This window comes from Providencia sp. PROV032 (assembly GCF_028484875.1).
Taxonomy (GTDB): Bacteria; Pseudomonadota; Gammaproteobacteria; order Enterobacterales; family Enterobacteriaceae; genus Providencia; species Providencia rettgeri_E.
This window is the reverse complement of the sequence record NZ_JAMPSX010000022.1, coordinates 49,874-73,196: the sequence shown is the minus strand read 5'-3', so window position 1 is coordinate 73,196 and position 23,323 is coordinate 49,874. Positions and strand designations below refer to the sequence as shown.

The window sequence follows — 23,323 nt, the reverse complement described above, 5'->3', positions numbered from 1 at the left end:
ATGTCTACAACCTGAAACTATTCACTAATCACTGGCGCCCAATCAATGGGGGTTTTGCCCTGCTGAGCTAAAATTTCATTTGTTTGTGAGAAATGCCCGCACCCGAGAAAACCACGGTGAGCAGAAAGTGGAGAAGGGTGAGGTGCTTTCAGAACATGATGGCGTTTGGTATCAATAATTTTACCTTTTTTCTGGGCATGTGAGCCCCAGAGTAAAAAAATCACACCCTCAGTATTTTCATTAATTGCTTCAATGACTTTATCTGTAAATGTTTCCCAACCTAAATGAGCATGAGAATGTGCATTGCCTTGCTCTACGGTGAGGACGGTATTAAGGAGTAAAACACCTTGTTGAGCCCAACTGAGCAAGTAACCATGAGACGGCCTTTGAAATCCATCAATATCCTTTTCGAGCTCTTTATACATATTCACTAATGATGGGGGTGGCTTAATACCAGGAAGTACGGAAAAAGAGAGGCCATGGGCTTGCCCTGGTCCATGATAAGGGTCTTGTCCTAGGATAACGACTTTAATATCGGAAAGCTCGGTATACTTAAATGCATTAAAAACGTCGTCTTGAGCAGGGTAGATTACCTTACCATTTTTGCGTTGCTCTGCGACATAAGCCAACGTCTCTTTGAAATAAGGTTTTGATTTTTCAGGGCCAATAACATCGTGCCACGTAATGGAGTTTGACATGAAATATTCCATAACAATGAATTTATGAAGGAACAATTATATGAACCAGTTGCTAACCATAAGCTTACTGGTTCATGAAGGAGAGATAAAGCCCCGATGTTGACGATTGATTCAAAAAAAATTGAAATCTTATAAAAATAGTTAAAAAAACAAATTGTGAATTTTGATTTAAATCATAAAGTTGAGCGGTCCAAATTAGTTGCTAAATGGAATAATTGATAAATATCAAAGAAACAAGAGGGTCTAGCTGGTATAAAATATCTATATACATTGGTTAGACCAAATATCCAATTGCAAGTTTTTATAAGATTAATGGTTAATGTAGCTTCGATTTATTAAGTAAATCGAATGCAATCTAGCTCGAACGTGGAGGTCGACATGATTACAGGTATTCAAATTACAAAAACTGATAATGCAGCGCTGTTGAATTCGTTCTGGTTACTGGATGACGAAAAAAATGAAGCTCGTTGTGTTTGCGCGAAAGCCGATTATAACGAAGGGCAAATCGTTGCTAAAGACGAATTAGGTACTTTTGAGTATCGCGAAGTGCCTTTGGAAATGAAGCCAACTGTGCGCGTTGAAGGTGGCCAGCACTTAAATGTTAACGTATTAAGTCGCGAAACATTAGAAGATGCAGTTAAAAACCCAGAAAAATATCCACAATTAACAATTCGTGTTTCTGGTTATGCAGTGCGTTTTAATTCATTAACGCCTGAGCAACAGCGTGATGTTATTACTCGTACTTTCACTGAAAGCTTGTAATAAATATTAAATATAATTACATCTAATAACGTATATTAAATTCTAAAGCCATTGTTAGCAATGGCTTTTTATTTGTTACTAATAAAGTTGATTATTTCCCACCTTGGTTATTTGTATTTCAATATTCTTCCAACAAATATACTTGTTAGGGAGAACTCATGTCATTATCTACACAACAAACACTATCAAAAAAAGATGAATATTTTTTTGTTAGAGAAAACTTAAATATTTATTTACGGCATCAGCACCAAGCGGTTAAACCTTGCACAACAGAACTATGGCCTAAAGATGTAGTAAGAGAAGATTTTTTAGGGGGGCATGCACAACAAAGTGATTATATTTTAGCTTTATTATCTCAGGGGGCCTATGATAAAGATTGGCGGTATATACAGGGGGTTCAAAGGTTAAATAATAAAGAGGTTTATGATCTTGGGATTAACGCTGAATTATTGAATGACGGCCAAACAGGGTTTCAGGCTAATATCTGTCGGTTTAATGATTTATATATTCTTTGTTTTGCTGGTACTAATGATATTATCGATTTTTACAGTAATATTCGTCAAGGTCTTGGTCTTTATGATTCTCAATATTTTCAAGCCGTTGGTTTGATGAATATTTTATCCAATGCAGTAAATGGAAATACGATCTGTACAGGGCATTCATTAGGTGGAGGGTTGGCATCAATTGCAGCGTTAGCAAGTCAATCGCCCTGTATTGCATTCACTCCTGCTGGATTGGCAAAAAACACTATTAATAATATTGGGATTGATTATCACGTTGCTGAAAAAATTGCACAAGAAGGGTTGATACGCTATTACACGGTGCAATATGACTGGCTTGATAGATTGCAAAACTCTTTACCAATCCCTTCTGCGTTGGGAAATTGTATTAAAATGGCTTATAGCGAACATAGCTCTTGGAAAAATTGGTTACCCACCCGTTTATTAACAAGAAGTTTTATAGCTCATTCAATGCTTAAGATTATTAGGGTTATGTGCAAACATAAACCATGGAATAATTGGAATGCAATTACAGGTGAATATAATAAAATACAAGAAATACCACTGGAAATTTTTCCCACTAAAGAAAAAAAACAAGAAGTAAGTTGGCAAGAGTGTTGTGAAAATGCAATGAAAAAAGGCAATATAACTGAGTTTTCAGCACTTTTATCATTAGACCATAAACCTTGCGACATTAATTTTCTTGCTCAGCACTCAGTGAGAACAGCTAATGGGCAATTTATGAAAATTTTAATTGAATCCCGTTATGGTCAATCAATTAAAATGTTTCAATCAAGAGAACAAAAAAGTATTTTACATTTAGCGGCGCAAAATGGTTGTTTTGTACAGTCACAACTGTTAATAAAAAATGGATTAACAGTTAATATGAGAGACAGTTTAGGGAATACCCCTTTACATGATGCTTTAAATAGTCATGCTCTCGATGTTGCCGCATTATTATTGGAGAATGGGGCTGATTGGTGTATTAAAAATAATAAAGGCTTAGATTGTAAGGATATACTTGGTAACCATATTATTAAATATGATTTATTAACGCCTGAAGGAAAACAAATGCGAGATAAAGCTTTTCAAATGATGAGCTAAATAAAAAACGGGCCTAAACCCGTTTTTAGTGACTAGTTTTTGTCGTTATCTATTGATACGGAATGGCTAGCCGGAGTACGACGTTTCCCAATATTTTTCTTGTCGCGATGGCGTACTTTTTCTTTTTTCTTGGCTTGTTCTTCTTTTTTCTTTTCTTTACGCTTAGCAAGCACTTTCTTCGATGGTTTTGGTTTATTTAACATCGCGTCTGAAGGAGCTTTAGTTGTTGGACGTAAAGAATCAACAACACGGATCTTGATAGGCTCTTCAATATAACGAGTAATTTTACCAAATAAAGGGAAATCATGCGCTTCGACCAAGGAAATTGCAGTTCCTTTACGGCCCGCTCGGCCGGTACGGCCAATACGGTGCAAATACACATCTGCAGTTCTAGGTAAGTCAAAGTTAAAAACATGGCTAACGTTTTCGATATCTAAACCACGAGAAGCCACATCGGTTGCAACGAGTACTTTAACTTGGCCATCAACTAGGCGACGTACCGCTTCATTACGCTTAGCCTGTGGCATTTCACCTTCAAGATAACAAGGTTCGATACCCGCTTCACGTAACCATTGGACTAATTCACGCAAACGCTCACGCTTACGCACAAAGACGATAGCTTTGGTGACTTCATCTTGTTTTAACAAATGGCACAGTAAGGCTGTTTTATGTTCTAGTGTGTCAGCTCGGTAATGAAATTGCTGAATTTTTTTACGCTCACGACGAGAAGGGTCAGCGTCAATTTCAATTGGGTCTTCTAATAAGCGCTCAGCAAAGTCACGAATAGCTTCGCCTTCAAGAGTGGCAGAAAATAGCATGGTTTGCTTGCGCCAGCGTGTTTCACCAGCAATTGTTTCTATATCATTGGCAAACCCCATGTCGAGCATGCGGTCAGCTTCATCAAGGATCAAAATTTCAACGGCACGGCAGTCAAAGTTTTCTTCTTTAATATATTGGAGTAGACGGCCTGTTGTTGCGACGACAATATCTTGATTTTCGCTGAAAACTTCAGCGTGATTCATATAAGCAACACCACCCGTGATTGTTGCGATGTCTAAGTGATTATGGGCGCATAGTTCTTTTGCTTGGTCAGCAACCTGCATAGCTAATTCACGAGTCGGCGTGACAACTAGAACGCGAGGCGGCCCTGATTTCTTTCTTGGGAAATCAAGCAAATGTTGGATCGCAGGCAGTAAAAACGCTGCGGTTTTACCTGTTCCTGTCGGGGCTGAACCTAATACATCGCGGCCATCCATTGCAGCAGGAATTGCTGCCGCTTGAATCGCGGTTGGACGTTGATAGCCTTTATCTGAAAGCGCATCTATTAGGCTTTCATCAAGTTCTAGTTCAGTAAAAGTGGATGCAGTCATGATATACCTCTATTTGGGGCGCTGATTATAAACAGGTTAGCAAAATTGTTCACCTGAAAAAATCAGCTTTGCTCAAGTGTAACTGTTTTCACTACGGACAGGGAGTGATATATCTATGGATATGAGTGAAATATAGAGAAGATAAATAATTGAAGGAGGAGGGCGAGTTTCTCCTCCTTCATGCATCGCTAGCTTAGTATATTAATTAACCAGGTGTGATAAGGAATACCCACTAAGTCAATGAGTACCGCACCACTGAGTGGCACAATCATGAAAGCTTTCATTGAAACTTGTTTGTAGCGTTCACATACAGAGGACATATTTGCCATTGCATTTGGTGTCGCCCCTAAACCGTGGCCCATTAAACCGGCACACATTACTGCAGCGTCGTAGTTTTTGCCTAATAAGCGGAAAATAACAAAGACAACTAATAGAATTAAAATAATGACTTGTGCCAATAGGATGGTGAATAATGGCAAAGCAACCGCTTTTAGTTCCCATATTTTCAATGACATCATGGCCATCGTTAAAAATAGGCCAAGTGAAACTTCAGAGATAAGGTCAACGGATTTTTGGTTGATACGGAACAATTCTACTTGGTCATTAATATTGCGGATCACAATTGCAATGATCATTGCCCCAACATAGCTGGGTAGTGAAAACCCGGTTGCCTTGGTAAATTGCGCCGAAGCGAGTTGACCGATGACCATAATCCCTAAGACGAGTGCTAACATTTTTAAAAAAGCGTGAGCATCGATAGATTCAATTTTTCCTGCAATAGTTTCAGGAACTTGAACCCGCTCAACGTTTTCATCTGCTTTAATCTGAACGTTAAATTTCTTAATTAAGAACGTGGCTATAGGGCCGCCAAGTAAGCTTCCTGTAATTAGACCAAAAGTTGCCGCGGCAATTGCTGCAACTGTTGCAGATTGCACACCAAGGCCTTCAGCCATTCCACCAAAGGCAGCCGCACCGCCATGGCCCCCAGTAAGTGAAACACCACCAGCCATGATACCAATAACGGGGTCAACACCGAGTAAATGCGCAAGGCCTGCACCAAAGGTGTCTTGGAAGATAACGACAAACCAGCAGATAAACAGGTAGATAAAGAGTAACCGGCCGCCACTTTTTAAGATGCGGAAGCTGCCATCAATACCAATAGTCGTAAAGAAAGCGACCATTAAAAAGGTTTGTAAACTTGTATCAAAGTTGATTTCGGCTAAGTTAAATGATTTAAGCCCCCAAATAATCAGACTAACGAGAAAACCACCAATGACGGGAGAAGGGATACAAAAGCGCTGTAGCCATTCGATGCGTTTTTTTAAGTGGATCCCCATGAGTAGGCAGATCACCGTTAGGAAGAGGGTGGAGAGTGTGTCGAGGTGTAGAATCATATTTTTCCCTTTTTAACTGTTGTCTTTCACGCTACAGCGTTGTTGGCCGCGCTCCGTTACCCTAATCACATACTTTTGTATGCTCCTAGGGATAACATCACTTGCCGCCTAGCTGTAACGCGAAATTCAATAGTTAAAAACCATTAAGTTATTGCGCTACGGCTAGTTTGATAATCAACTTCAAAGCTATTTTTATTGTGGTGTTTGAAAATTAATTATCTTAACAGCGTGAGAAACAGTGTATTTATCAGTCGAGTTGTTGTGTTGTTTTATTAGAATAAGTATTGGTAAATCAAATAAGCCGCGAGTTTGGCAGTATGGTTGTCAATATCAAATTCAGGGTTGCATTCTGCGATATCAAAAACAGCAATTTTTTGGCTGTGCTTGATAATGGCAAACAGTTCATCAAAAATTTCAGTGGAAATGCCTTTTGGTGCAGGCGCACTCACGCCCGGTGCGATAGCAGCAGAGAATACATCTAAATCAACGGTGACATATAAATAGTCTACATCGTCAATGAAGTTTTTAATCTTTTCAATTACTTGAGGAAGCTTAGAGTAAGCTAATTCTTTATCGCGGATATATTGGCAACCCAATTTATCTGCGGTGTCGAATAGGACTTTTGTATTGCCATGATCAGCGATGCCTAAACATAAATATTGGAAAGGGCGCTGGTGTTGCTGACACAAGATGGCAGATTGTAAAAATGGGGTACCCGATGTGGCGACAGGGGCTTCGCGTAAGTCAAAATGTGCATCAAAGTTGATAATACCAATCGTTTTACCCGCTTGATACTGTTCAACATAGTCAAACAAACCTTGGAAGCTTGCGAATGCAACTTCATGACCACCGCCAAGGACAATCGGCTTTTGGTTATCAGCGAGGAGAGCAATAAGTTGGTCGGATAAACAGCGCTGTGCAGCTTCTAAATTGCCATCATCACAGCGGATTGTACCAACGTCTTTGATTGCAAGTGGTTGATGAATAGGTAACCCTGCCAGCTGATGACGAATTGCATCAGGGCCTGCTTTAGCGCCTTGGCGGCCTTTATTGCGTCGGACGCCTTCATCAGAGGCAAAACCAATTAATGCAAATTTGGCGGGTGTGTGTTTGTTCATGACTTGGTGGATGCGCAAGTGTTCTTGTGTTTCACCATCTGTGCGCCCTTGCCATTGGAAAGGTTGTGTCATAATTACTCCAAGTTAATGAGTTTAGTGATGTTATGCGCGGTTTGGCTGGTGTGCGTGATAAACTCATCCACGCGATGTGTAGAACGAAATTCAGGTGCCATAACTGAAACGACGGCTAATACATCATTCCCTTTGAAAATCGGGGCAGAGACACCCAGTACGCCTTCATCGATTTCACTTACAGACACGCCGTAACCTTGTTGGCGTATCTGTTGTAAATCTTGTTGTAGTTTCAATTTTTGTTGCTCAGTAGTTAATTGTTTTGCATGAGCCTCAAATACTTGGTTTTGGTATTGTTCATGGCGAAAAGCTAACAGCGTTTTCGCACTTGCACCTTTGATTAAGGTATTACCGCGGCCAATAATAAAAGAGCAGCGTAGTGCTTGTTCACTCTCAATCATGTCGACACAAATGGTTTCCCGTATATTTGAGGTGATAATCGCCACGGTTTCTTGGGTTTTTTTCGCTAAAGTTTGTAGCTCTTGTTTAGAGGCGCTCATCAATAAACTGTGGTGATAGTATTTTTCTTGATTTTTGATACTCTGCGAACCGACGCAATATGTACCGTATTGTTTTGCGTGAGATACAAATTCCCAATCTATGAGAATTGTCAGTAGCCGATAAACGGTTGATAATGGGATATCTAGCGCTGAGGAAATAGACTGTGGTGTCACCGGAGAGGCGCAAGTTGTAATGTAAGACAAGATGTCTAAGGTTCTGTTTATACTGTTCATGGCATCTCCTTTTTTTCGAACTTATCAGTAAATTTTTTCCGCCTCAAATATAATTCTCGTAATATGAGAATTATATTGTAGCAAATAGGTTAAATTATGACTTCTATCTGCTTAAAATGAGAATGGTCGAATAAATATTAACCAATAGAGTGCCTGAATGTGTAAGCAAGAAAAGAATTACCGCAAAGGCGGTTTTACGTTTAAACAGTTTTTTGTGGCTCATGACCGATGTGCGATGAAAGTGGGAACGGATGGTGTGCTATTGGGCGCTTGGGCTCCTGTAGAGGGGATCCAGTCTGCATTAGATATCGGTAGCGGTAGTGGGTTAATCGCGTTGATGCTAGCACAGAGAAATGTAATATTACGTGTTGATGCCGTTGAATTAGATAGTAGTGCTGCATCGCAAGCACAAGAAAATTTTATTGAATCACCATGGGTGGATCGTTTACAGGTCATCAACCAAGACATTCTGAGTTACAGCCAGTCGTCTCCCGCGCAATATGACTTAATTGTCAGTAACCCACCTTACTTCGAACCTGCGGTTGCATGTCGAGATGAAAAAAGAGACCAAGCAAGATATACATCGACGCTAACACATGATGTTTTACTTGAAAGTGCGAAAGCTTGCCTGGCTGCTCATGGACTATTTTGCTTAGTGCTGCCCTATGAAGTTGGTGAAAAAATGCAGAAGATGGCTGAGAATTCAGGTTGGTTTACCGCTTTTCGCGTCAATGTTAGTGATAAACCTACAACGGTCTACCATCGCATGCTATTGGGCATTCAACTGCAAGAGACACAAACACAAGTGACATCGCTGGCACTCAAAGATGAAAAGGGTGAGTATACCGATGAATTTCGTAAACTCATTCAGCCATTTTATGTGAAATATTAAAGCCGGCTCAAAGGCCGGCTCTAGCTCATGTTATTCAGGTTTTAAAATAGTGGGACCTGAATTAGGAAGTGGTTCTGGGTAATCTAAGGTGTAATGTAACCCACGGCTCTCTTTGCGTTCTAATGCACAGCGAACCATTAACTCAGCGACTTGAATTAAGTTACGTAATTCAAGTAAGTTATTTGAAATACGGAAATTAGCATAGTAGTCATGAATCTCTTGCTGCAATAGATGGATGCGACGCAGTGCGCGTTCAAGGCGCTTCGTGGTTCTTACGATCCCCATATAATCCCACATGAATAGACGCAATTCATGCCAGTTATGTTGAATGACGACCTGTTCATCTGAATTATGTACTCTGCTTTCATCCCATTCAGATAAATAGGGAATTTCATCGATCTGTTTGATCGTTTTATTAATGTTTTCTGCTGCCGCCCAGCCGTATACCAAGCATTCTAATAGCGAATTGGAAGCCATACGGTTTGCACCGTGCAAGCCGGTGTAGCTAACTTCGCCAATTGCATAGAGGTTCGTGATATCAGTCATACCGGCTTCATCTACAATAACACCACCGCAGGTATAATGGGCTGCAGGAACGATAGGGATGGGCTCTTTGGTCAGATCGAGCCCTAACGTCATCAATTTCGCATAAATCGTTGGAAAATGATTTTTAACGAAATCGCTAGGCTTATGGCTGATGTCTAAATACATGCAATCAGCCCCAAGACGCTTCATTTCATGGTCAATAGCTCGTGCAACAACATCGCGAGGAGCAAGTTCACCACGATCGTCGTGATCGGGCATAAACCGGCTTCCATCAGGGCGCTTGAGGTAAGCCCCCTCACCACGTAATGCTTCGGTTAATAAAAAATTACGTGCTTGTGGGTGAAACAAACAAGTCGGGTGGAATTGATTAAATTCAAGGTTAGCAACACGGCAGCCAGCTCGCCATGCCATTGCTATGCCATCACCAGAAGAAATATCTGGGTTTGTGGTATATTGATAAACTTTAGCCGCCCCACCTGTGGCGAGTACAATTGTTTTCGCTCGAATAGTTTCAACTTGTTCTTTGTGGCGGTTCCAAACGTAAGCGCCTAAAATTCGTGGTGATTCAGACGCATTGGAAAGGATAAGGTCGACGGCATTATAACGTTCTTTAATATGAATGTTGGGATGGGCAAAAGCAAGATCGACTAAGGTGGTTTCAACTTCTTTTCCTGTCGCATCGGCATGATGTAAGATCCGGCGATGGCTGTGACCACCTTCACGTGTTAAATGATACTGTGTTTCGCCGTTCTCGGTAACTTCAGTATCGAATAAAACCCCTTGGTCGATAAGCCACTGTACGCAATGTTTCGCATTGGAGGCAATAAACTCAACCGCTTCTTTTTGACAGATACCTGCACCAGCAATTAGGGTATCTTCAACATGGGATTCGATGCTGTCTGTGTCATCAAAAACAGCGGCAATACCGCCTTGCGCGTAATAAGATGCCCCTTCGCTGAGGCTGCTTTTACTGAGAATGGTCACTTGATGAAAAGGGGCGAGCCGTAAGGCAGCTGAAAGTCCTGCGACACCACTCCCAATGATTAAAATATCAGTGTAATGCTGTGTGGATCCGTTCATAAGTGTTTGCATGTATATAATAGTATGTATTGAGTTTTTTATGTTAGCCTATCGAGTGTCCTATTGCTATTAGTGGATGGTTGTTAAGACACAGTATATTGACCTAGCGCTATTTACGTATTCAAATGGTTTTACTGTGATAGCTATCGCATTCATATTTAAAATCTGTATGCTGTCTTATGAGTCAGTAAGATTATTATAGGCATTTGTTTTAATAAGGATCTTTAAGATCATCTAAGTAATTTTTTTATCGGTTTTGTAAATTTTTGACTATTTTTTTAGATTAAATTGAACTTCAACGAGTTCTACTACTCAAAGTAGTGCTTGCTTTAGGAAGGGAGAACATGATCAAGTTAACATATTATCGGCCTGAATTCGGGAGATATTTCCTGGAATGAGCGAGCAACTGACCGACCAGATTTTGGTTGAAAAGGTACAGAAAGGCGATCAACAAGCTTTCAACTTATTGGTGATAAAATATCAGCATAAAGTCGCGAGCCTAGTATCCCGCTATGTACCGCAAGCGGATGTGCCTGATGTTGCACAGGAGTCATTTATAAAAGCTTATCGTGCCATTGGTTCATTTCGTGGTGACAGCGCATTTTATACTTGGCTTTATCGGATTGCGGTAAATACAGCTAAAAATTATTTAGTTGCCCAAGATAGACGCCCACCTGCGTCGGACTTGGAAGCGAGTGATGCAGAAAACTTTGAAACCGCAGGTGCCTTAAAAGAAATTTCGAACCCAGAGAACTTAATGTTGTCTGATGAATTAAAGAAAGTTGTTTTCCGAACCATCGAATCGCTGCCTGAGGACCTCAGAATGGCAATTACGCTTCGCGAGTTAGATGGTTTGAGCTACGAAGAAATCGCAGAAATAATGGATTGCCCAGTTGGCACCGTACGTTCTCGGATTTTTAGGGCAAGGGAAGCAATTGACAATAAAGTTCAACCACTGATTCAACAGTATTAATATGTTAAATCAGTCAATTAAATATAATTGTGATGCAATTAACTGAAGGTAATTGGGCATGCAAAGAGAGAAACTTTCCGCAATGATGGATGGCGAAGTACTAGACTTAGAACTGGTCAACGCTATTTCACGTGATTCAACGTTAAAACAACGTTGGGAGAGCTATCATCTTATTCGTGATACTCTACGTAACGATACTAGTGAAGTCATGCACTTTGATATTGCAAGTAAAGTTGCGGCAGCATTAGAGAATGAAGCTGTGCGTATTAATCCTCAGGTAGTTGTCGAATCGCAGCCAGAGCCTGCGACTTGGGGGGCTTTCCCATTCTGGGGCAAAATTCGTCCTTGGGCGAGCCAGTTGACTCAAATTGGTGTTGCAGCGTGTGTATCTTTGGCCGTGATTGTTGGTGTTCAACAATATAACCAAAGTAGTGCTGTTGACTCTCCTGTTGACGAGCCAATGTTCAACACGATCCCTGTCGGTAGTGGGGCGCCAGTTAGCTTGAATATCTCAGATAACCAATTATTTGGTAATGAGCAGCAAATTCAACAAGTTGAACAACAAAATCAACGTATTAATGCGATGCTTCAACAATATGAAATTGAAAGACGCTCGATGCTTAACCAGCAATATCAAGAGTCTGCACAACCTGCGTCTTCAGCAGGAGTTAAATTGCAATAATGAATAAATGGTTATCCGTCATCTGCCTGACGGGCAGCCTGATTATTTCTAATCAAGCTTCGGCATCTGAACTAGATGCCGATGTTCTTTTTAAAGAAATGGGAAATGCTGCCCAGAACCTTTCTTACGAAATGTCTTATATGACATTCAGCCCGCAATCAATAACACCAGTACGTTATCGTCATGCAGTCATCAATGGTGAGCCTGTTTCACAAATGATCCAAATGGACTCATCGCGCCGTGAAATTGTACAAAAGGGCAATAAAATCAGTTATTTTGAACCTGGTTTTGATGCTTTTAGCTTAAACGGCAAATATATAGTTGATAACTTACCGTCAGTAGTTTTTGCCAATTATCAACAGATTAAGCCTTATTATAATTTTATTGATGCAGGGCGTACCCACATTGGCGATAGGCCCGCATTAGTAATTCGCATAATATCGAAAGACAACTCTCGGTTTAACTATGTAGTATTAATCGACGAAGAAACGAAATTGCCATTACGTATTGACCTTCTCGATAATAATAGCCAAACATTAGAACAATTTCGTGTTATCTCGACGGTGCTAGATAGCCAAACAGTGAAGGATTCATTACTCACATTAAGTAAGGTAAATATGCCACCATTATTGATTTCCCCTACAAATGGAAATCCTTCTTTTAAATGGCAAGTGGGCATGTTACCTCCAGGTTTTGAAGAAATATCTCGATCTTCGCGAAAATTGGCGGAAGATGACGTAGTAGAAACCGCGATGTTTAGTGATGGTTTATTTACCTTTTCTGTAAATGTGACAAAATCGACTAAAGGCCCGTTACTTGACCAACCGCTTCAAAATGGGCGTCGGACTATTTACACAATGACGCAAAAGCAAAATGTCATCACTATCATCGGTGAATTACCGTTAGCAACAGCACAAATGGTCGCAGGTAGTATTCAGTTTCGGGAGTAAATTATGGTAAAAGAGTGGGCAACAGTAGTCCGTTGGCAAAACGGTAGGGCTTTATTGCGCTATGGTTCTTCGTCCGGGTGTGGCAGTTGTAGTGCTCGAAAAACCTGTGGTTCTTATGCTTTAAGCAAAATAGGGCCAAATACGGAACATGAATTAGAAATTGCGATTGAGCAACCGCTAGTTGAGGGGCAAAAAGTTGAAGTCGGTATTCCTGAAGGAAGTTTAATTCGCTCAGCGCTATTAGTTTATTTAACGCCTATTTTCGGGTTATTTATTTTTGCTGGCTTAGCGCAGGCGTTTGATTTTGAGCAGCTCTGGATAGCGATTTCAGGTGTAATTGGTGGTATTATTGGTTTTTATGCCGCGCGTAGACTCGCATCAAATTGGCGTGATGATGAAGCTTTTCAACCCGTTGTTTTACAGATCGGGTTACATCCAAACGAGCTTTCAGTGCAAATTAATTGCTAAATTTCAATATGTTGAGTTAGAAGGTTAATTTGATATTATCAATAGAAGGGGAACATATGTTTCCCTTTTTTGTGGATGAGAGTTAGTTAGCAGGCAAATAGTATTATGACAGATATAGTATTATGACAAATCAGGTCATTAACATATTTTGTCAGTTTTGAGTTAGAAATTACAATAGATTGATTATGGCTATAAAAATGGTTGAAGTGAGTCGTATTTATACTGAATTAGGGCGACTAACCTACCTATCTTATGTAGGTTTACAGTTGTTTTACATTGAATCTTTGTGTTAGCGGGTTCTTATATGTAAAATGCAGCTAATTAACAATCTTGTGATAATCATAGCATTTTAGTTTTGTTGCGACATTTGCACAAAACTGATTTTGTAAGGCAATTTAAAAGAAGATATTACCTTGAAAATCAATAATATAAGAAACTTTTCCATCATTGCTCATATCGACCACGGTAAGTCGACCTTGTCAGACCGCATTATCCAAATTTGTGGTGGTTTAACCGACCGCGAAATGGCTGCGCAAGTTTTAGACTCGATGGACTTAGAGCGCGAGCGTGGGATCACTATTAAAGCACAGAGCGTGACGCTTGATTATAAAGCTTCAGATGGTGAAACTTACCAATTAAACTTCATTGACACACCGGGTCACGTTGACTTCTCTTATGAAGTATCTCGTTCATTAGCAGCCTGTGAGGGTGCTTTGCTGGTGGTTGATGCAGGGCAAGGTGTTGAAGCTCAAACCTTGGCAAACTGCTATACCGCTATCGAAATGGACTTAGAAGTGGTTCCAGTCTTAAATAAAATTGACTTACCCGCTGCCGATCCTGAACGTGTTGCTGATGAGATAGAAGATATTGTTGGTCTTGATGCACATGATGCGGTTCGCTGCTCTGCGAAAACGGGTATTGGTGTTCAAGATGTAATTGAACGCCTCGTTAAAGAGATCCCACCACCTGTTGGGGATGCAGATGCGCCTTTGCAAGCACTCATCATTGACTCATGGTTTGATAACTATTTAGGCGTTGTTTCATTGATCCGCATTAAGAACGGAACATTGAAAAAAGGCGATAAAATTAAAGTCATGAGCACTGGCCAAGTGTATAACGCGGACCGTCTCGGTATTTTTACACCCAAGCGAATTGATCGCGATGTTTTGAATTGCGGTGAAGTAGGCTGGTTGGTTTGTGCAATTAAAGATATTACAGGAGCTCCAGTCGGTGACACGCTAACGGGAGCTCGTCATCCAGCGGATAAAGCATTGCCTGGGTTTAAAAAGGTTAAACCACAGGTTTACGCTGGGTTATTCCCTGTAAGTTCTGATGATTATGAATCATTTCGTGATGCGTTAGGTAAATTAAGTCTAAATGACGCCTCTTTATTCTATGAGCCAGAAACTTCGACTGCACTAGGCTTCGGTTTTCGTTGTGGTTTCCTTGGCCTATTGCACATGGAAATCATTCAAGAGCGTTTAGAACGTGAATATGACCTTGATTTGATTACCACTGCACCCACGGTAGTATACGAAGTGCAGCAAACCAACGGTGATATCGTGTATGTTGATAGCCCATCTAAGCTACCAGCATTGAACAATATTGAAGAATTACGCGAACCAATCGCAGAATGCCATATGCTGATGCCTAAAGAATATTTAGGTAACGTTATTACACTTTGTATTGAGAAACGTGGCGTTCAGACCAATATGGTCTATCATGGTAATCAAGTATCGCTGACTTACGAAATCCCAATGGCAGAAGTCGTATTGGATTTCTTCGATCGCTTAAAATCAACCTCTCGAGGATATGCATCTTTAGATTATGCATTTAAACGCTTCCAAGCATCAGACATGGTGCGTGTTGATGTTCTTATTAACAATGAGCGTGTTGATGCGTTGGCTTTGATCACTCACCGTGCGAACTCTCAACATCGTGGTCGTGAACTGGTTGAAAAAATGAAAGAGCTAATCCCTCGTCAGCAGTTTGATATTGCGATACAAGCAGCTATTGGTAACCACATTATTGCTCGTTCTACAGTTAAACAATTGCGTAAAAACGTACTCGCCAAGTGTTATGGTGGTGACGTTAGTCGTAAGAAAAAACTGTTGCAGAAGCAAAAGGATGGTAAGAAACGTATGAAGCAGGTTGGTAACGTTGAGCTACCACAAGAAGCGTTCCTTGCTATATTGCACGTTGGTAAAGACTAAGTTTACAAGGAGCCTCAATGGCGAACACCTTTGCCTTGATCCTAACACTGGCAACATTAATCACAGGGATTATATGGTGTTTAGACAAGTTTAAATTTGCACCTGCACGTAAAGCAAAACTCAAGCAGTTACAAGATGCAGCGAATGGCGCAGTGAGTGAAGCGGATGTAGCAAATGCTGTCCGCCGTCCATCATGGCTTGAAACAGGGTCATCTATTTTCCCTGTGTTAGCGATTGTATTGATTGTGCGCTCATTTATTTATGAGCCATTTCAAATACCTTCAGGGTCAATGATGCCAACGTTGTTAGTTGGTGACTTTATGTTGGTAGAGAAATTTGCATATGGGTTAAAAGATCCAATTACCCAAACGACACTCATTGAAACGGGTAAGCCAAAGCGTGGTGATATCGCGGTATTTAAATATCCGAAAGATACTAACGTGGATTTCGTAAAGCGTGTTATTGGTCTACCTGGAGATAAAATTGTTTATAACCCGGATGCTAAAGAGCTAACAATTTACCCAAATTGTGCTGACAACAAGTGTACAGAGAAGCTGCCAATTGTTTATGGCCCTCTGGCTCCGAGTGAGTGGACAATGTTCCTTGATATCGGTTCTGTTGTTGACAACCAAAAAGGGAATTATGAAGTTCCGTTAGATCAAGCATTACCAAGGAATGCGCTACGTCAGTATGAGCGCAGCGAAAAATTAGATACTGTTGAGCATCAAATTCTTATTATTCGCCAAGCAATTACTGAAGCAAAATATTTGCAACCAGGCATGCCGAGGAATGAATGGATTGTTCCTGAAAAGCACTACTTTATGATGGGTGATAACAGAGATAATAGCTCTGACAGCCGTATGTGGGGCTTTGTACCGGAGGAAAATTTAGTTGGTCGTGCGGTATTTATTTGGTTAAGTTTAGATAAACAAGAAAACGAATGGCCGACGGGTGTACGCTTTAGTCGAATTGGTCCACTATAATTTGATTAGTTGGTTTAGCGAAATGTTGAAAATGCAGGTTTTCGTTTGAAAACCTGCATTATCCGAAGCATTATTGTTTTACCCAGTGTACAATATAAATTAATTAATATTATTGGCTCCTCAATTATTAACTCTCCCATTTTAACTTATTGTAACTAATAGTTTTTTATAATTAGTTCCACTGAGCTGCAAAAAATGTGGGAAAATAAGGTGTCAGTGCAAACGCAACAGTTTTGTAAAATGGGGTATTTTACAGGTCTGTTGCGTGTGCTTTTTTATCAAATAAAAATGGTTGGGCGCACATGAACCCCTCTTTATTAGAAAGATTACAGCGTAAGCTTGGTTATCAATTCAAACAGAACGAATTATTAATCCAAGCATTGACACATAGAAGTGCAAGCAGCAAACATAATGAGCGTCTAGAATTTTTAGGTGACTCGATTTTGAGTTTTGTGATCGCAAATGACTTATACCACCGTTTTCCAAAGGTAGACGAGGGGGATATGAGTCGTATGCGAGCAACGCTTGTACGCGGAAATACATTAGCAGAAATCGCACGCGAATTTGAACTCGGTGAATGTTTACGTTTAGGGCCTGGGGAATTAAAAAGCGGTGGTTTTCGTCGCGAATCTATCCTTGCTGATACTGTTGAAGCACTGATCGGTGGTATTTTTTTAGATAGTGATATCCAAACGATCGAAAGAATTATTTTAGATTGGTATCAAAGTAGACTGGTTGAGATCAGTCCGGGTGATAAACAAAAAGACCCGAAAACAAGGTTACAAGAATATCTGCAAGGGCGCCATTTACCACTACCTAATTATTTGGTTGTTCAGGTTAAAGGTGAAGCTCACGATCAAGAGTTTACGATCCACTGCCAAGTTAGTGGTATTGACCAACCGATTAATGGTGTTGGCTCAAGCCGTCGTAAAGCAGAGCAAGCAGCAGCAGAGCAAGCATTGAAAATTTTGGAGCTTGAATGAGTGAATTACAATCCCACTGTGGTTTTGTTGCCATAGTTGGACGGCCAAATGTCGGTAAATCGACATTATTGAATCAATTACTGGGGCAAAAAGTTTCGATTACTTCGAGAAAGCCACAGACGACTCGCCATCGTATTATGGGGATCCATACAGAAGATAACTATCAAATTATTTATGTTGATACCCCAGGACTTCATATTGAAGAAAAACGTGCAATCAACCGTTTAATGAACCGCGCTGCATCCAGTTCAATTGGCGACGTTGAATTAGTTATTTTTGTTGTTGAAGGGACGAATTGGACCGCTGATGATGAGATGGTACTGACCAAGCTATCTAGCTTACGTTGCCCTGTGATCTTAGCGATTAATAAAATTGACAACGTCACTGATAAAACGGTTTTACTTCCTCATATTGGTATGATCAGCCAGAAAATGAATTTCTTGGATGTTGTTCCTATCAGTGCAGAAAAAGGTGTAGGTGTTGATACCATCGCTAAGATTGTAAAACAGCATATCCCTGAAGCAGTGCACCATTTTCCAGAAGATTACATTACTGACCGTTCGCAGCGTTTTATGGCATCAGAAATTATCCGAGAAAAGCTCATGCGTTTCTTAGGTGACGAACTGCCATATTCAATTACAGTTGAAATTGAACAATTTAAAGTAACTGATACGGGTATTTACCATATCAATGGCTTAATTCTTGTTGAGCGTGAAGGCCAAAAGAAAATGGTTATTGGTAACAAAGGTAGCAAACTGAAAACTATTGGTACCGAAGCTCGTATTGATATGGAAAGAATGTTTGATAACAAGGTTCACCTTGAGCTTTGGGTTAAGGTTAAATCTGGTTGGGCTGATGACGAAAGAGCATTACGCAGCCTAGGTTATGTTGACGACCTAAAATAGTAGGTGGCAAAGTGAGTGGTTGGCAGCGTGCGTTTGTACTCCATTCAAGGCCTTACAGTGAAACGAGTTTATTGCTCGATTTTTTTACTGAAGGTGAAGGAAAAATACGTTTACTTGCAAAAGGCGCTCGCCGTAATCGCTCACCATTAAGGGGGAGTTTACAGCCCTTTACACCTTTGCTCATCCGTTGGGGTGGCAAAGGTGAAATCAAAACCTTAATTAATGCGGATCCCGTATCTTTAGCCCTCCCTTTAACAGGTACCGTACTATATAGCGGTTTATACCTTAATGAATTAACCGCGCGTGTATTAGAATTTGGTACACCATATTCTGCACTATTTTTTGATTACCTCTCCTGCTTACAAATTCTGGCTGCAAGTGAGCGCACTCCCGAGTTTGCATTGCGTCGATTTGAATTAGCTTTGCTTTCTTACCTTGGTTATGGTGTTGATTTTTTACATTGTGCTGGTAGCGGGGAACCTGTTTCTGACACAATGACTTACCGGTATAGAGAAGAAAAGGGGTTCATTGGCAGTTTGGTTGTTGACCAACTTAGTTTTACGGGTAAACAATTGAAAGCATTGGCGAGTCAAGAATTTCCTGACGCAGATACGCTTAAAGCAGCAAAACGTTTTACCCGGCTGGCATTAAAACCTTATTTAGGTGGTAAACCTTTAAAAAGCCGAGAATTATTTCGTCAGTTTACTTATTCACCCGTTGAACATAACAAACAGAGTTAACACTGTTTTTAATTTTATTTTTATCTAATTTGTCACGCCGTTATCATTGCCATAAATCCTTTTCTCATGTGTCTTTTTAGCTGAATTAGCGTAATCAGACAACGCTAATTTTTTGCCGATATAAAATCTTACGAAGCGCTTCGCAAAAATAAAGTTCAAGTACTGAAACAGAGCGTGTGGATTGGAATTTGCTTCGAATGGTGAGAGATTTATTCCCTCAACAGAGAAAATTACAGTAGGATAGTGGGTAAATAAGTTTATTAGCATTTATTAATGGGGAATAAAAAATGGCAGAGCTTTTGTTAGGCGTAAATATCGACCATATTGCAACGGTTAGAAATGCAAGAGGAACGCAATATCCAGACCCTGTACAAGCTGCATTTGTTGCGGAGCAAGCAGGTGCTGACGGTATTACAGTGCACTTACGTGAGGACCGTCGCCATATTACAGATAGAGACATCACTTTGTTGAATGAAACTATTCAAACGCGTATGAATCTTGAAATGGCAGTAACTGAGGAAATGGTTGAAATTGCATGCCGTATCAAACCGACTTTTTGCTGTTTAGTGCCAGAAAAGCGTGAAGAAGTCACCACTGAAGGCGGTTTAGATGTTGCGGGTCAAAAGCAGAAAGTGGCTGATGCTGTAAAACGTCTAACTGACGCGGGTATTCTTGTTTCATTATTTATCGATGCGGATCATCAGCAAATTGATGCAGCTCAAGCGTGTGGGGCACCATTTATTGAAATTCACACAGGAGCTTATGCTGATGCTAAGTCAGAACAAGAGCAAGAGTTAGAATTTCGTCGTATTCGCGATGGCGTCGTGTACGCAGCAAGTAAAGGCATTAAAGTCAATGCAGGTCACGGCTTAACATACCATAATGTTCAACGTATTGCGCAGTTGCCTGAAATTTATGAGCTTAATATTGGCCATGCGATTATTGGGCGAGCTTTGTTTAGTGGTTTGGCCCAAGCCGTTGCTGATATGAAAAAAATCTTATTAGAAGCACGTAAATAATGGCCATTGTTGGATTAGGAACGGATATTGTTGAGATTGCTCGAATTGAGTCGGTGCTTGAACGAACCGGTGATAGTCTGGCGAAAAGAATTCTAACTGAGACTGAATTAGCCCAATATCAACAGCAATCAAAGCCAGCTCGTTTTTTAGCAAAACGGTTTGCTGTGAAAGAAGCGGCAGCTAAAGCATTAGGTACTGGGATCCGTAATGGTTTAGCCTTTAACCAATTTGAAGTCACCAATGACAAATTGGGGAAACCATTATTAAGTTTAACTGGTGAGGCATTAGAGCTAGCGAATCGGTTAAGAGTCACGCATTGCCATGTTTCTATTACCGATGAACGGCATTATGCATCTGCGACAGTTATCATAGAAAGTAATTCTTAAATTGATGTTATATCGAGCTGCCAGTAAAAGTCACTGGCAGCATTTAGGGGTAACTAGGTGGATAATTAAAAATAAGTGAAGTTAAGCCTAAATTTTATCCGCATGGTGAATGGCGACAAACTTATCCCAAAGCTGTTCTTCAGTCTCGATATGTTGGGGGTCAGTGATGATCGTATTAGTAATTGGGCATACAGACTGGCAAGTAGGTTTGTCGTAATGGCCTACACATTCAGTACATAGGGTTGAGTCAATTTCATAAATTTCGTCGCCCATAAAAATTGCATCATTTGGGCACTCAGGTTCGCACATATCGCAATTGATACAGCGTTTTGTAATTAATAAAGACATATCAGTTACTTACATTGTATTAAGTTAAAAACTAGTAACTTATACCTTGCACCTATTCGTTACTTTCGTTTGTTTTTTATATTTTTATGCCGTGTATTTTACCTTCAAAGTTTGAAAAAAGTAACAAAAATCATAATGTAGATGTTTTATATCATTTCAACGATAAATTTTTGTTTTTTGGTTATCAATTTTTTTATTTTAAAATATTGGTGTTTTTTATTGTTTTAGTAATATCCGGGTAGTTACTTTCTGATTTATAACAATCAGTAAGTTAAAATATAATAATATAAATTTAGACGAGAATGTAAATACACTTATACTGAAAAGTTGAATTTAGATATGTGAAATAAAGATTGTTAATTTAATTATTAATGGTGTTTTTTATACTAAGACTCCTCCTGTGGTTATGATTGTTATTAATCTCATTATAAAAATATAATTTTAAATTAGTTATTTTAAATAAGGGGCATAATGCCCCTTGGGCACTAATTTAAATGTTCATAAAATATAACGCTGATATTATATGATACTATAGCTATGAGTTCTCCAGCTTTTATCTTTTTCAGCTTGGCTAAATATATGAATGAGGCCATTAGCAATAAACAGAGTTGCTGATTGAATCGTACTTCCAACAGTAAATTCATCAACATAGAGTAGTTTTATACCTGCTTTATCATCGATTTCATATAACTCGACGATTTTTTCGCTTAAATTATATCCATATAAGTATTGTTTATTCTCTACCGTATCATAAAATGCTTGAATATTACCAAGGTAGGATCTTAATTTTCCTTTTTGTGCAGGAGCATTTGGGTCGATTTTACCATTTTCAGCCATGGAATATACAACGTAAGTTTTATCTTTTGAGTGACCTAAAAAATAATTACGCTTTGCAGCGCTGAAGGTCATTGTTGTTGGATAAAACTCTTCAAATGAACCATCTTGTACTAAACGTCTAATGATAGCCATATATTTATTCCTTCTAATGTTAATAATGAATAATAATGTGATTGCCTAGTTATCATAAATAAATAAGTTAGATTTAAAATAATCTTTATTATTAGTTCATTTCATACATCTAATTAATAGAATAAATATTCACAAAGATTGAAAGTTATGATAAAAATAATAAAAAAGATAAAGGGTTAAAAGTATGTTCGAAAATCTTGGGGTTCTTAACTTCTGGACTTATTTGGCAGGGCTTGTATTAATCATTATTGTACCTGGACCTAATTCATTATATGTATTAAAAACAAGTACATCGAGCGGTACACGGTTTGGCTATCGAGCTGCTCTAGGGGTATTTACTGGGGATGCGATATTAATTTTCCTATCATTTATCGGTGTCGCATCAGTGATAAAAGCATCTCCAACACTATTTATGATAGTACGCTATTTAGGTGCAGCTTACCTGCTATATTTAGGTGGTAAAATTTTATATAGCACATTTATGCATAAAAAATCTAATAAAGACGGCATTGAGACTATCTCAATCAAAACAGAAAAACATTTTACTCGTGCCCTTGTACTTAGCTTAACAAACCCAAAAGCAATTTTATTTTATATTTCTTTCTTTATACAATTTGTTGATTTTAATTACTCTCATGCATGGGTGCCTTATCTTGTACTGGCAACTATTCTAGAATTAGTTAGTTTTTTATACTTAAGCTTATTGATTTTTAGTGGTTACTTGATAGCCCGTTTTTTACGTGAAAAACAACTCCTTGCAAAGCTTGGAAATTGTACGGTAGGTGCGTTTTTTATGGGGTTTGCAGCTAAGTTAGCGATTTTCAGCAATTAAAATTAGGCTGTTATTATAAAAGCAAAAGCATTTTAATTGCGGTCATTCTAACATTTAAGGATAATCACGTGTAAACGCATTGGTTAGAGGTAAGAGTGACACAAATAGAAATTGATGAGTATTGGATGCAACAAGCCATTGAACTTGCGCTAAAAGCACAAGATCTTGGAGAAATTCCTGTCGGTGCGGTCTTAGTGAAAGATAACCATTTGATTGCTTCGGGTTGGAACCGCTCTATTATTGATCATAATCCGACAGCACATGCTGAGATTATGGCTTTACAACAAGCAGGGCATGAGTTGTCAAATTATCGGTTATTAGATACCACCTTATATGTCACCTTAGAGCCTTGTATTATGTGTGCAGGTGCAATGATCCACAGCCGTATTAGCCGTGTAGTTTATGGTGCTAAGGACTTTAAAACGGGAGCTTGTGGTTCTTACCTAGATATCATGGGACAAGCAGGGTTAAATCATTATGTGGATGTTACTGGTGGTGTTCTAGAAAAAGAGTGTTCTTCAATGCTGAGTGCTTTTTTTAAGCTGCGTAGAGCCCAAAAAAAAGAACAAAAGCGCTAATAGGGTAAATTTTAGCGCTCCCAT

The 23,323-nt window shown here is 39.5% G+C and carries 24 protein-coding genes; 16 read left to right on the top strand and 8 right to left on the bottom strand.

Translation table 11 applies throughout. The annotated features are described in order from the left end of the window. Positions 1-17 precede the first annotated feature (17 nt). Positions 18-698: a uracil-DNA glycosylase gene (gene ung / locus PSF42_RS15270; protein ID WP_125892276.1), complete on the bottom strand. Its 681-nt coding sequence runs from the start codon at positions 696-698 to the stop codon at positions 18-20. A gap of 378 nt (positions 699-1,076) precedes the next feature. Between ung and grcA the strand changes: the two genes are divergently transcribed. Then, positions 1,077-1,460 (top strand): autonomous glycyl radical cofactor GrcA, encoded by a 384-nt coding sequence (gene grcA, locus PSF42_RS15265; protein ID WP_125892274.1) that lies wholly within the window; start codon positions 1,077-1,079, stop codon positions 1,458-1,460. Between the two features lie 158 nt (positions 1,461-1,618). Next, positions 1,619-3,064: an ankyrin repeat domain-containing protein gene (locus tag PSF42_RS15260; RefSeq protein WP_272680316.1), complete on the top strand. Its 1,446-nt coding sequence runs from the start codon at positions 1,619-1,621 to the stop codon at positions 3,062-3,064. A 32-nt stretch (positions 3,065-3,096) separates the two neighbouring features. Here PSF42_RS15260 and srmB read toward each other — a convergent pair whose 3' ends face one another. From srmB to PSF42_RS15240, 4 genes are all read right to left on the bottom strand, one after another. Further along, the gene (gene srmB / locus PSF42_RS15255; RefSeq protein ID WP_125892270.1) at positions 3,097-4,434 is read right to left on the bottom strand and encodes an ATP-dependent RNA helicase SrmB; all 1,338 of its coding nucleotides are present in this window, start codon (positions 4,432-4,434) and stop codon (positions 3,097-3,099) included. A 188-nt stretch (positions 4,435-4,622) separates the two neighbouring features. Then, on the bottom strand, positions 4,623-5,828 hold the full coding sequence (gltS, locus tag PSF42_RS15250; RefSeq protein ID WP_125892268.1) for a sodium/glutamate symporter: 1,206 nt from the start codon (positions 5,826-5,828) through the stop codon (positions 4,623-4,625). A gap of 272 nt (positions 5,829-6,100) precedes the next feature. Beyond that, positions 6,101-7,018 (bottom strand): formimidoylglutamase, encoded by a 918-nt coding sequence (gene hutG / locus PSF42_RS15245; RefSeq protein ID WP_125892266.1) that lies wholly within the window; start codon positions 7,016-7,018, stop codon positions 6,101-6,103. 2 nt (positions 7,019-7,020) lie between these two features. Then, on the bottom strand, positions 7,021-7,752 hold the full coding sequence (locus PSF42_RS15240) for an IclR family transcriptional regulator (RefSeq protein ID WP_125892264.1): 732 nt from the start codon (positions 7,750-7,752) through the stop codon (positions 7,021-7,023). 157 nt (positions 7,753-7,909) lie between these two features. On the opposite strand from PSF42_RS15240, the gene trmN reads away from it, so the two are divergent. After that, entirely contained in the window at positions 7,910-8,644 is a 735-nt protein-coding gene (gene trmN, locus PSF42_RS15235) for a tRNA(1)(Val) (adenine(37)-N(6))-methyltransferase TrmN (RefSeq protein WP_272680315.1), read from the top strand. A 30-nt stretch (positions 8,645-8,674) separates the two neighbouring features. On the opposite strand, the gene nadB is transcribed toward trmN, so the two are convergent. Then, a complete protein-coding gene (nadB, locus tag PSF42_RS15230; protein ID WP_272680314.1) occupies positions 8,675-10,270 on the bottom strand; it encodes an L-aspartate oxidase in 1,596 nt (531 codons plus the stop codon). A 394-nt stretch (positions 10,271-10,664) separates the two neighbouring features. Between nadB and rpoE the strand changes: the two genes are divergently transcribed. The 11 genes from rpoE to acpS all read left to right on the top strand — a co-directional run bounded on the left by rpoE (position 10,665) and on the right by acpS (position 20,572). Further along, a complete protein-coding gene (gene rpoE / locus PSF42_RS15225) occupies positions 10,665-11,243 on the top strand; it encodes an RNA polymerase sigma factor RpoE (protein WP_004264984.1) in 579 nt (192 codons plus the stop codon). A 58-nt stretch (positions 11,244-11,301) separates the two neighbouring features. Then, positions 11,302-11,925, top strand: coding sequence for an anti-sigma-E factor RseA (rseA, locus tag PSF42_RS15220; protein ID WP_102137504.1), 624 nt, complete (start codon positions 11,302-11,304; stop codon positions 11,923-11,925). Beyond that, a complete protein-coding gene (gene rseB, locus PSF42_RS15215; RefSeq protein WP_125892258.1) occupies positions 11,925-12,875 on the top strand; it encodes a sigma-E factor regulatory protein RseB in 951 nt (316 codons plus the stop codon). The genes rseA and rseB overlap by 1 nt, the downstream gene beginning before the upstream one ends. Before the next feature lie 3 nt (positions 12,876-12,878). Beyond that, on the top strand, positions 12,879-13,343 hold the full coding sequence (rseC, locus tag PSF42_RS15210) for a SoxR-reducing system protein RseC (RefSeq protein WP_272680313.1): 465 nt from the start codon (positions 12,879-12,881) through the stop codon (positions 13,341-13,343). A 419-nt stretch (positions 13,344-13,762) separates the two neighbouring features. Continuing rightward, positions 13,763-15,556, top strand: coding sequence for a translation elongation factor 4 (lepA, locus tag PSF42_RS15205; RefSeq protein WP_125892449.1), 1,794 nt, complete (start codon positions 13,763-13,765; stop codon positions 15,554-15,556). A gap of 17 nt (positions 15,557-15,573) precedes the next feature. Next, entirely contained in the window at positions 15,574-16,539 is a 966-nt protein-coding gene (gene lepB, locus PSF42_RS15200) for a signal peptidase I (RefSeq protein ID WP_125892254.1), read from the top strand. A gap of 302 nt (positions 16,540-16,841) precedes the next feature. Further along, positions 16,842-17,522, top strand: a complete 681-nt coding sequence (gene rnc / locus PSF42_RS15195; protein ID WP_102137508.1) for a ribonuclease III — start codon at positions 16,842-16,844, stop codon at positions 17,520-17,522. Beyond that, positions 17,519-18,427, top strand: coding sequence for a GTPase Era (gene era, locus PSF42_RS15190; RefSeq protein ID WP_125892252.1), 909 nt, complete (start codon positions 17,519-17,521; stop codon positions 18,425-18,427). The genes rnc and era overlap by 4 nt, the downstream gene beginning before the upstream one ends. 11 nt (positions 18,428-18,438) lie before the next feature. Then, positions 18,439-19,167: a DNA repair protein RecO gene (gene recO, locus PSF42_RS15185; protein ID WP_125892250.1), complete on the top strand. Its 729-nt coding sequence runs from the start codon at positions 18,439-18,441 to the stop codon at positions 19,165-19,167. A gap of 287 nt (positions 19,168-19,454) precedes the next feature. Next, positions 19,455-20,186, top strand: a complete 732-nt coding sequence (gene pdxJ, locus PSF42_RS15180; RefSeq protein WP_213913156.1) for a pyridoxine 5'-phosphate synthase — start codon at positions 19,455-19,457, stop codon at positions 20,184-20,186. Next, positions 20,186-20,572 carry a holo-ACP synthase gene (gene acpS / locus PSF42_RS15175; protein WP_125892246.1) on the top strand — a complete coding sequence of 129 codons (387 nt, stop codon included), beginning with the start codon at positions 20,186-20,188 and terminating at the stop codon, positions 20,570-20,572. The genes pdxJ and acpS overlap by 1 nt, the downstream gene beginning before the upstream one ends. An 87-nt stretch (positions 20,573-20,659) precedes the next feature. On the opposite strand, the gene PSF42_RS15170 is transcribed toward acpS, so the two are convergent. Further along, positions 20,660-20,920: a YfhL family 4Fe-4S dicluster ferredoxin gene (locus tag PSF42_RS15170; RefSeq protein WP_036959019.1), complete on the bottom strand. Its 261-nt coding sequence runs from the start codon at positions 20,918-20,920 to the stop codon at positions 20,660-20,662. A 519-nt stretch (positions 20,921-21,439) separates the two neighbouring features. Further along, positions 21,440-21,889 (bottom strand): XRE family transcriptional regulator, encoded by a 450-nt coding sequence (locus PSF42_RS15165; RefSeq protein ID WP_102137513.1) that lies wholly within the window; start codon positions 21,887-21,889, stop codon positions 21,440-21,442. Positions 21,890-22,073: 184 nt separating this feature from the next. On the opposite strand from PSF42_RS15165, the gene leuE reads away from it, so the two are divergent. After that, on the top strand, positions 22,074-22,721 hold the full coding sequence (leuE, locus tag PSF42_RS15160; protein ID WP_125892244.1) for a leucine efflux protein LeuE: 648 nt from the start codon (positions 22,074-22,076) through the stop codon (positions 22,719-22,721). Between the two features lie 95 nt (positions 22,722-22,816). Further along, entirely contained in the window at positions 22,817-23,299 is a 483-nt protein-coding gene (gene tadA / locus PSF42_RS15155; protein ID WP_272680312.1) for a tRNA adenosine(34) deaminase TadA, read from the top strand. The last annotated feature ends 24 nt before the right edge of the window (positions 23,300-23,323 follow it).

Excerpts from the sequence above, each read along its gene's own strand:
- lepB (WP_125892254.1), top strand. The coding sequence starts at position 15,574 with ATGGCGAACACCTTTGCCTTGATCCTAACACTGGCAACATTAATCACA.
- leuE (WP_125892244.1), top strand. The coding sequence starts at position 22,074 with ATGTTCGAAAATCTTGGGGTTCTTAACTTCTGGACTTATTTGGCAGGG.
- rseB (WP_125892258.1), top strand. The coding sequence starts at position 11,925 with ATGAATAAATGGTTATCCGTCATCTGCCTGACGGGCAGCCTGATTATT.
- rseA (WP_102137504.1), top strand. The coding sequence starts at position 11,302 with ATGCAAAGAGAGAAACTTTCCGCAATGATGGATGGCGAAGTACTAGAC.
- grcA (WP_125892274.1), top strand. The coding sequence starts at position 1,077 with ATGATTACAGGTATTCAAATTACAAAAACTGATAATGCAGCGCTGTTG.
- rseC (WP_272680313.1), top strand. The coding sequence starts at position 12,879 with ATGGTAAAAGAGTGGGCAACAGTAGTCCGTTGGCAAAACGGTAGGGCT.
- PSF42_RS15165 (WP_102137513.1), bottom strand. The coding sequence starts at position 21,889 with ATGGCTATCATTAGACGTTTAGTACAAGATGGTTCATTTGAAGAGTTT.
- PSF42_RS15170 (WP_036959019.1), bottom strand. The coding sequence starts at position 20,920 with ATGTCTTTATTAATTACAAAACGCTGTATCAATTGCGATATGTGCGAA.
- rnc (WP_102137508.1), top strand. The coding sequence starts at position 16,842 with ATGAACCCCTCTTTATTAGAAAGATTACAGCGTAAGCTTGGTTATCAA.
- acpS (WP_125892246.1), top strand. The coding sequence starts at position 20,186 with ATGGCCATTGTTGGATTAGGAACGGATATTGTTGAGATTGCTCGAATT.
- era (WP_125892252.1), top strand. The coding sequence starts at position 17,519 with ATGAGTGAATTACAATCCCACTGTGGTTTTGTTGCCATAGTTGGACGG.
- PSF42_RS15240 (WP_125892264.1), bottom strand. The coding sequence starts at position 7,752 with ATGAACAGTATAAACAGAACCTTAGACATCTTGTCTTACATTACAACT.
- PSF42_RS15260 (WP_272680316.1), top strand. The coding sequence starts at position 1,619 with ATGTCATTATCTACACAACAAACACTATCAAAAAAAGATGAATATTTT.
- pdxJ (WP_213913156.1), top strand. The coding sequence starts at position 19,455 with ATGGCAGAGCTTTTGTTAGGCGTAAATATCGACCATATTGCAACGGTT.
- hutG (WP_125892266.1), bottom strand. The coding sequence starts at position 7,018 with ATGACACAACCTTTCCAATGGCAAGGGCGCACAGATGGTGAAACACAA.
- trmN (WP_272680315.1), top strand. The coding sequence starts at position 7,910 with ATGTGTAAGCAAGAAAAGAATTACCGCAAAGGCGGTTTTACGTTTAAA.
- srmB (WP_125892270.1), bottom strand. The coding sequence starts at position 4,434 with ATGACTGCATCCACTTTTACTGAACTAGAACTTGATGAAAGCCTAATA.
- rpoE (WP_004264984.1), top strand. The coding sequence starts at position 10,665 with ATGAGCGAGCAACTGACCGACCAGATTTTGGTTGAAAAGGTACAGAAA.
- gltS (WP_125892268.1), bottom strand. The coding sequence starts at position 5,828 with ATGATTCTACACCTCGACACACTCTCCACCCTCTTCCTAACGGTGATC.
- ung (WP_125892276.1), bottom strand. The coding sequence starts at position 698 with ATGTCAAACTCCATTACGTGGCACGATGTTATTGGCCCTGAAAAATCA.
- nadB (WP_272680314.1), bottom strand. The coding sequence starts at position 10,270 with ATGAACGGATCCACACAGCATTACACTGATATTTTAATCATTGGGAGT.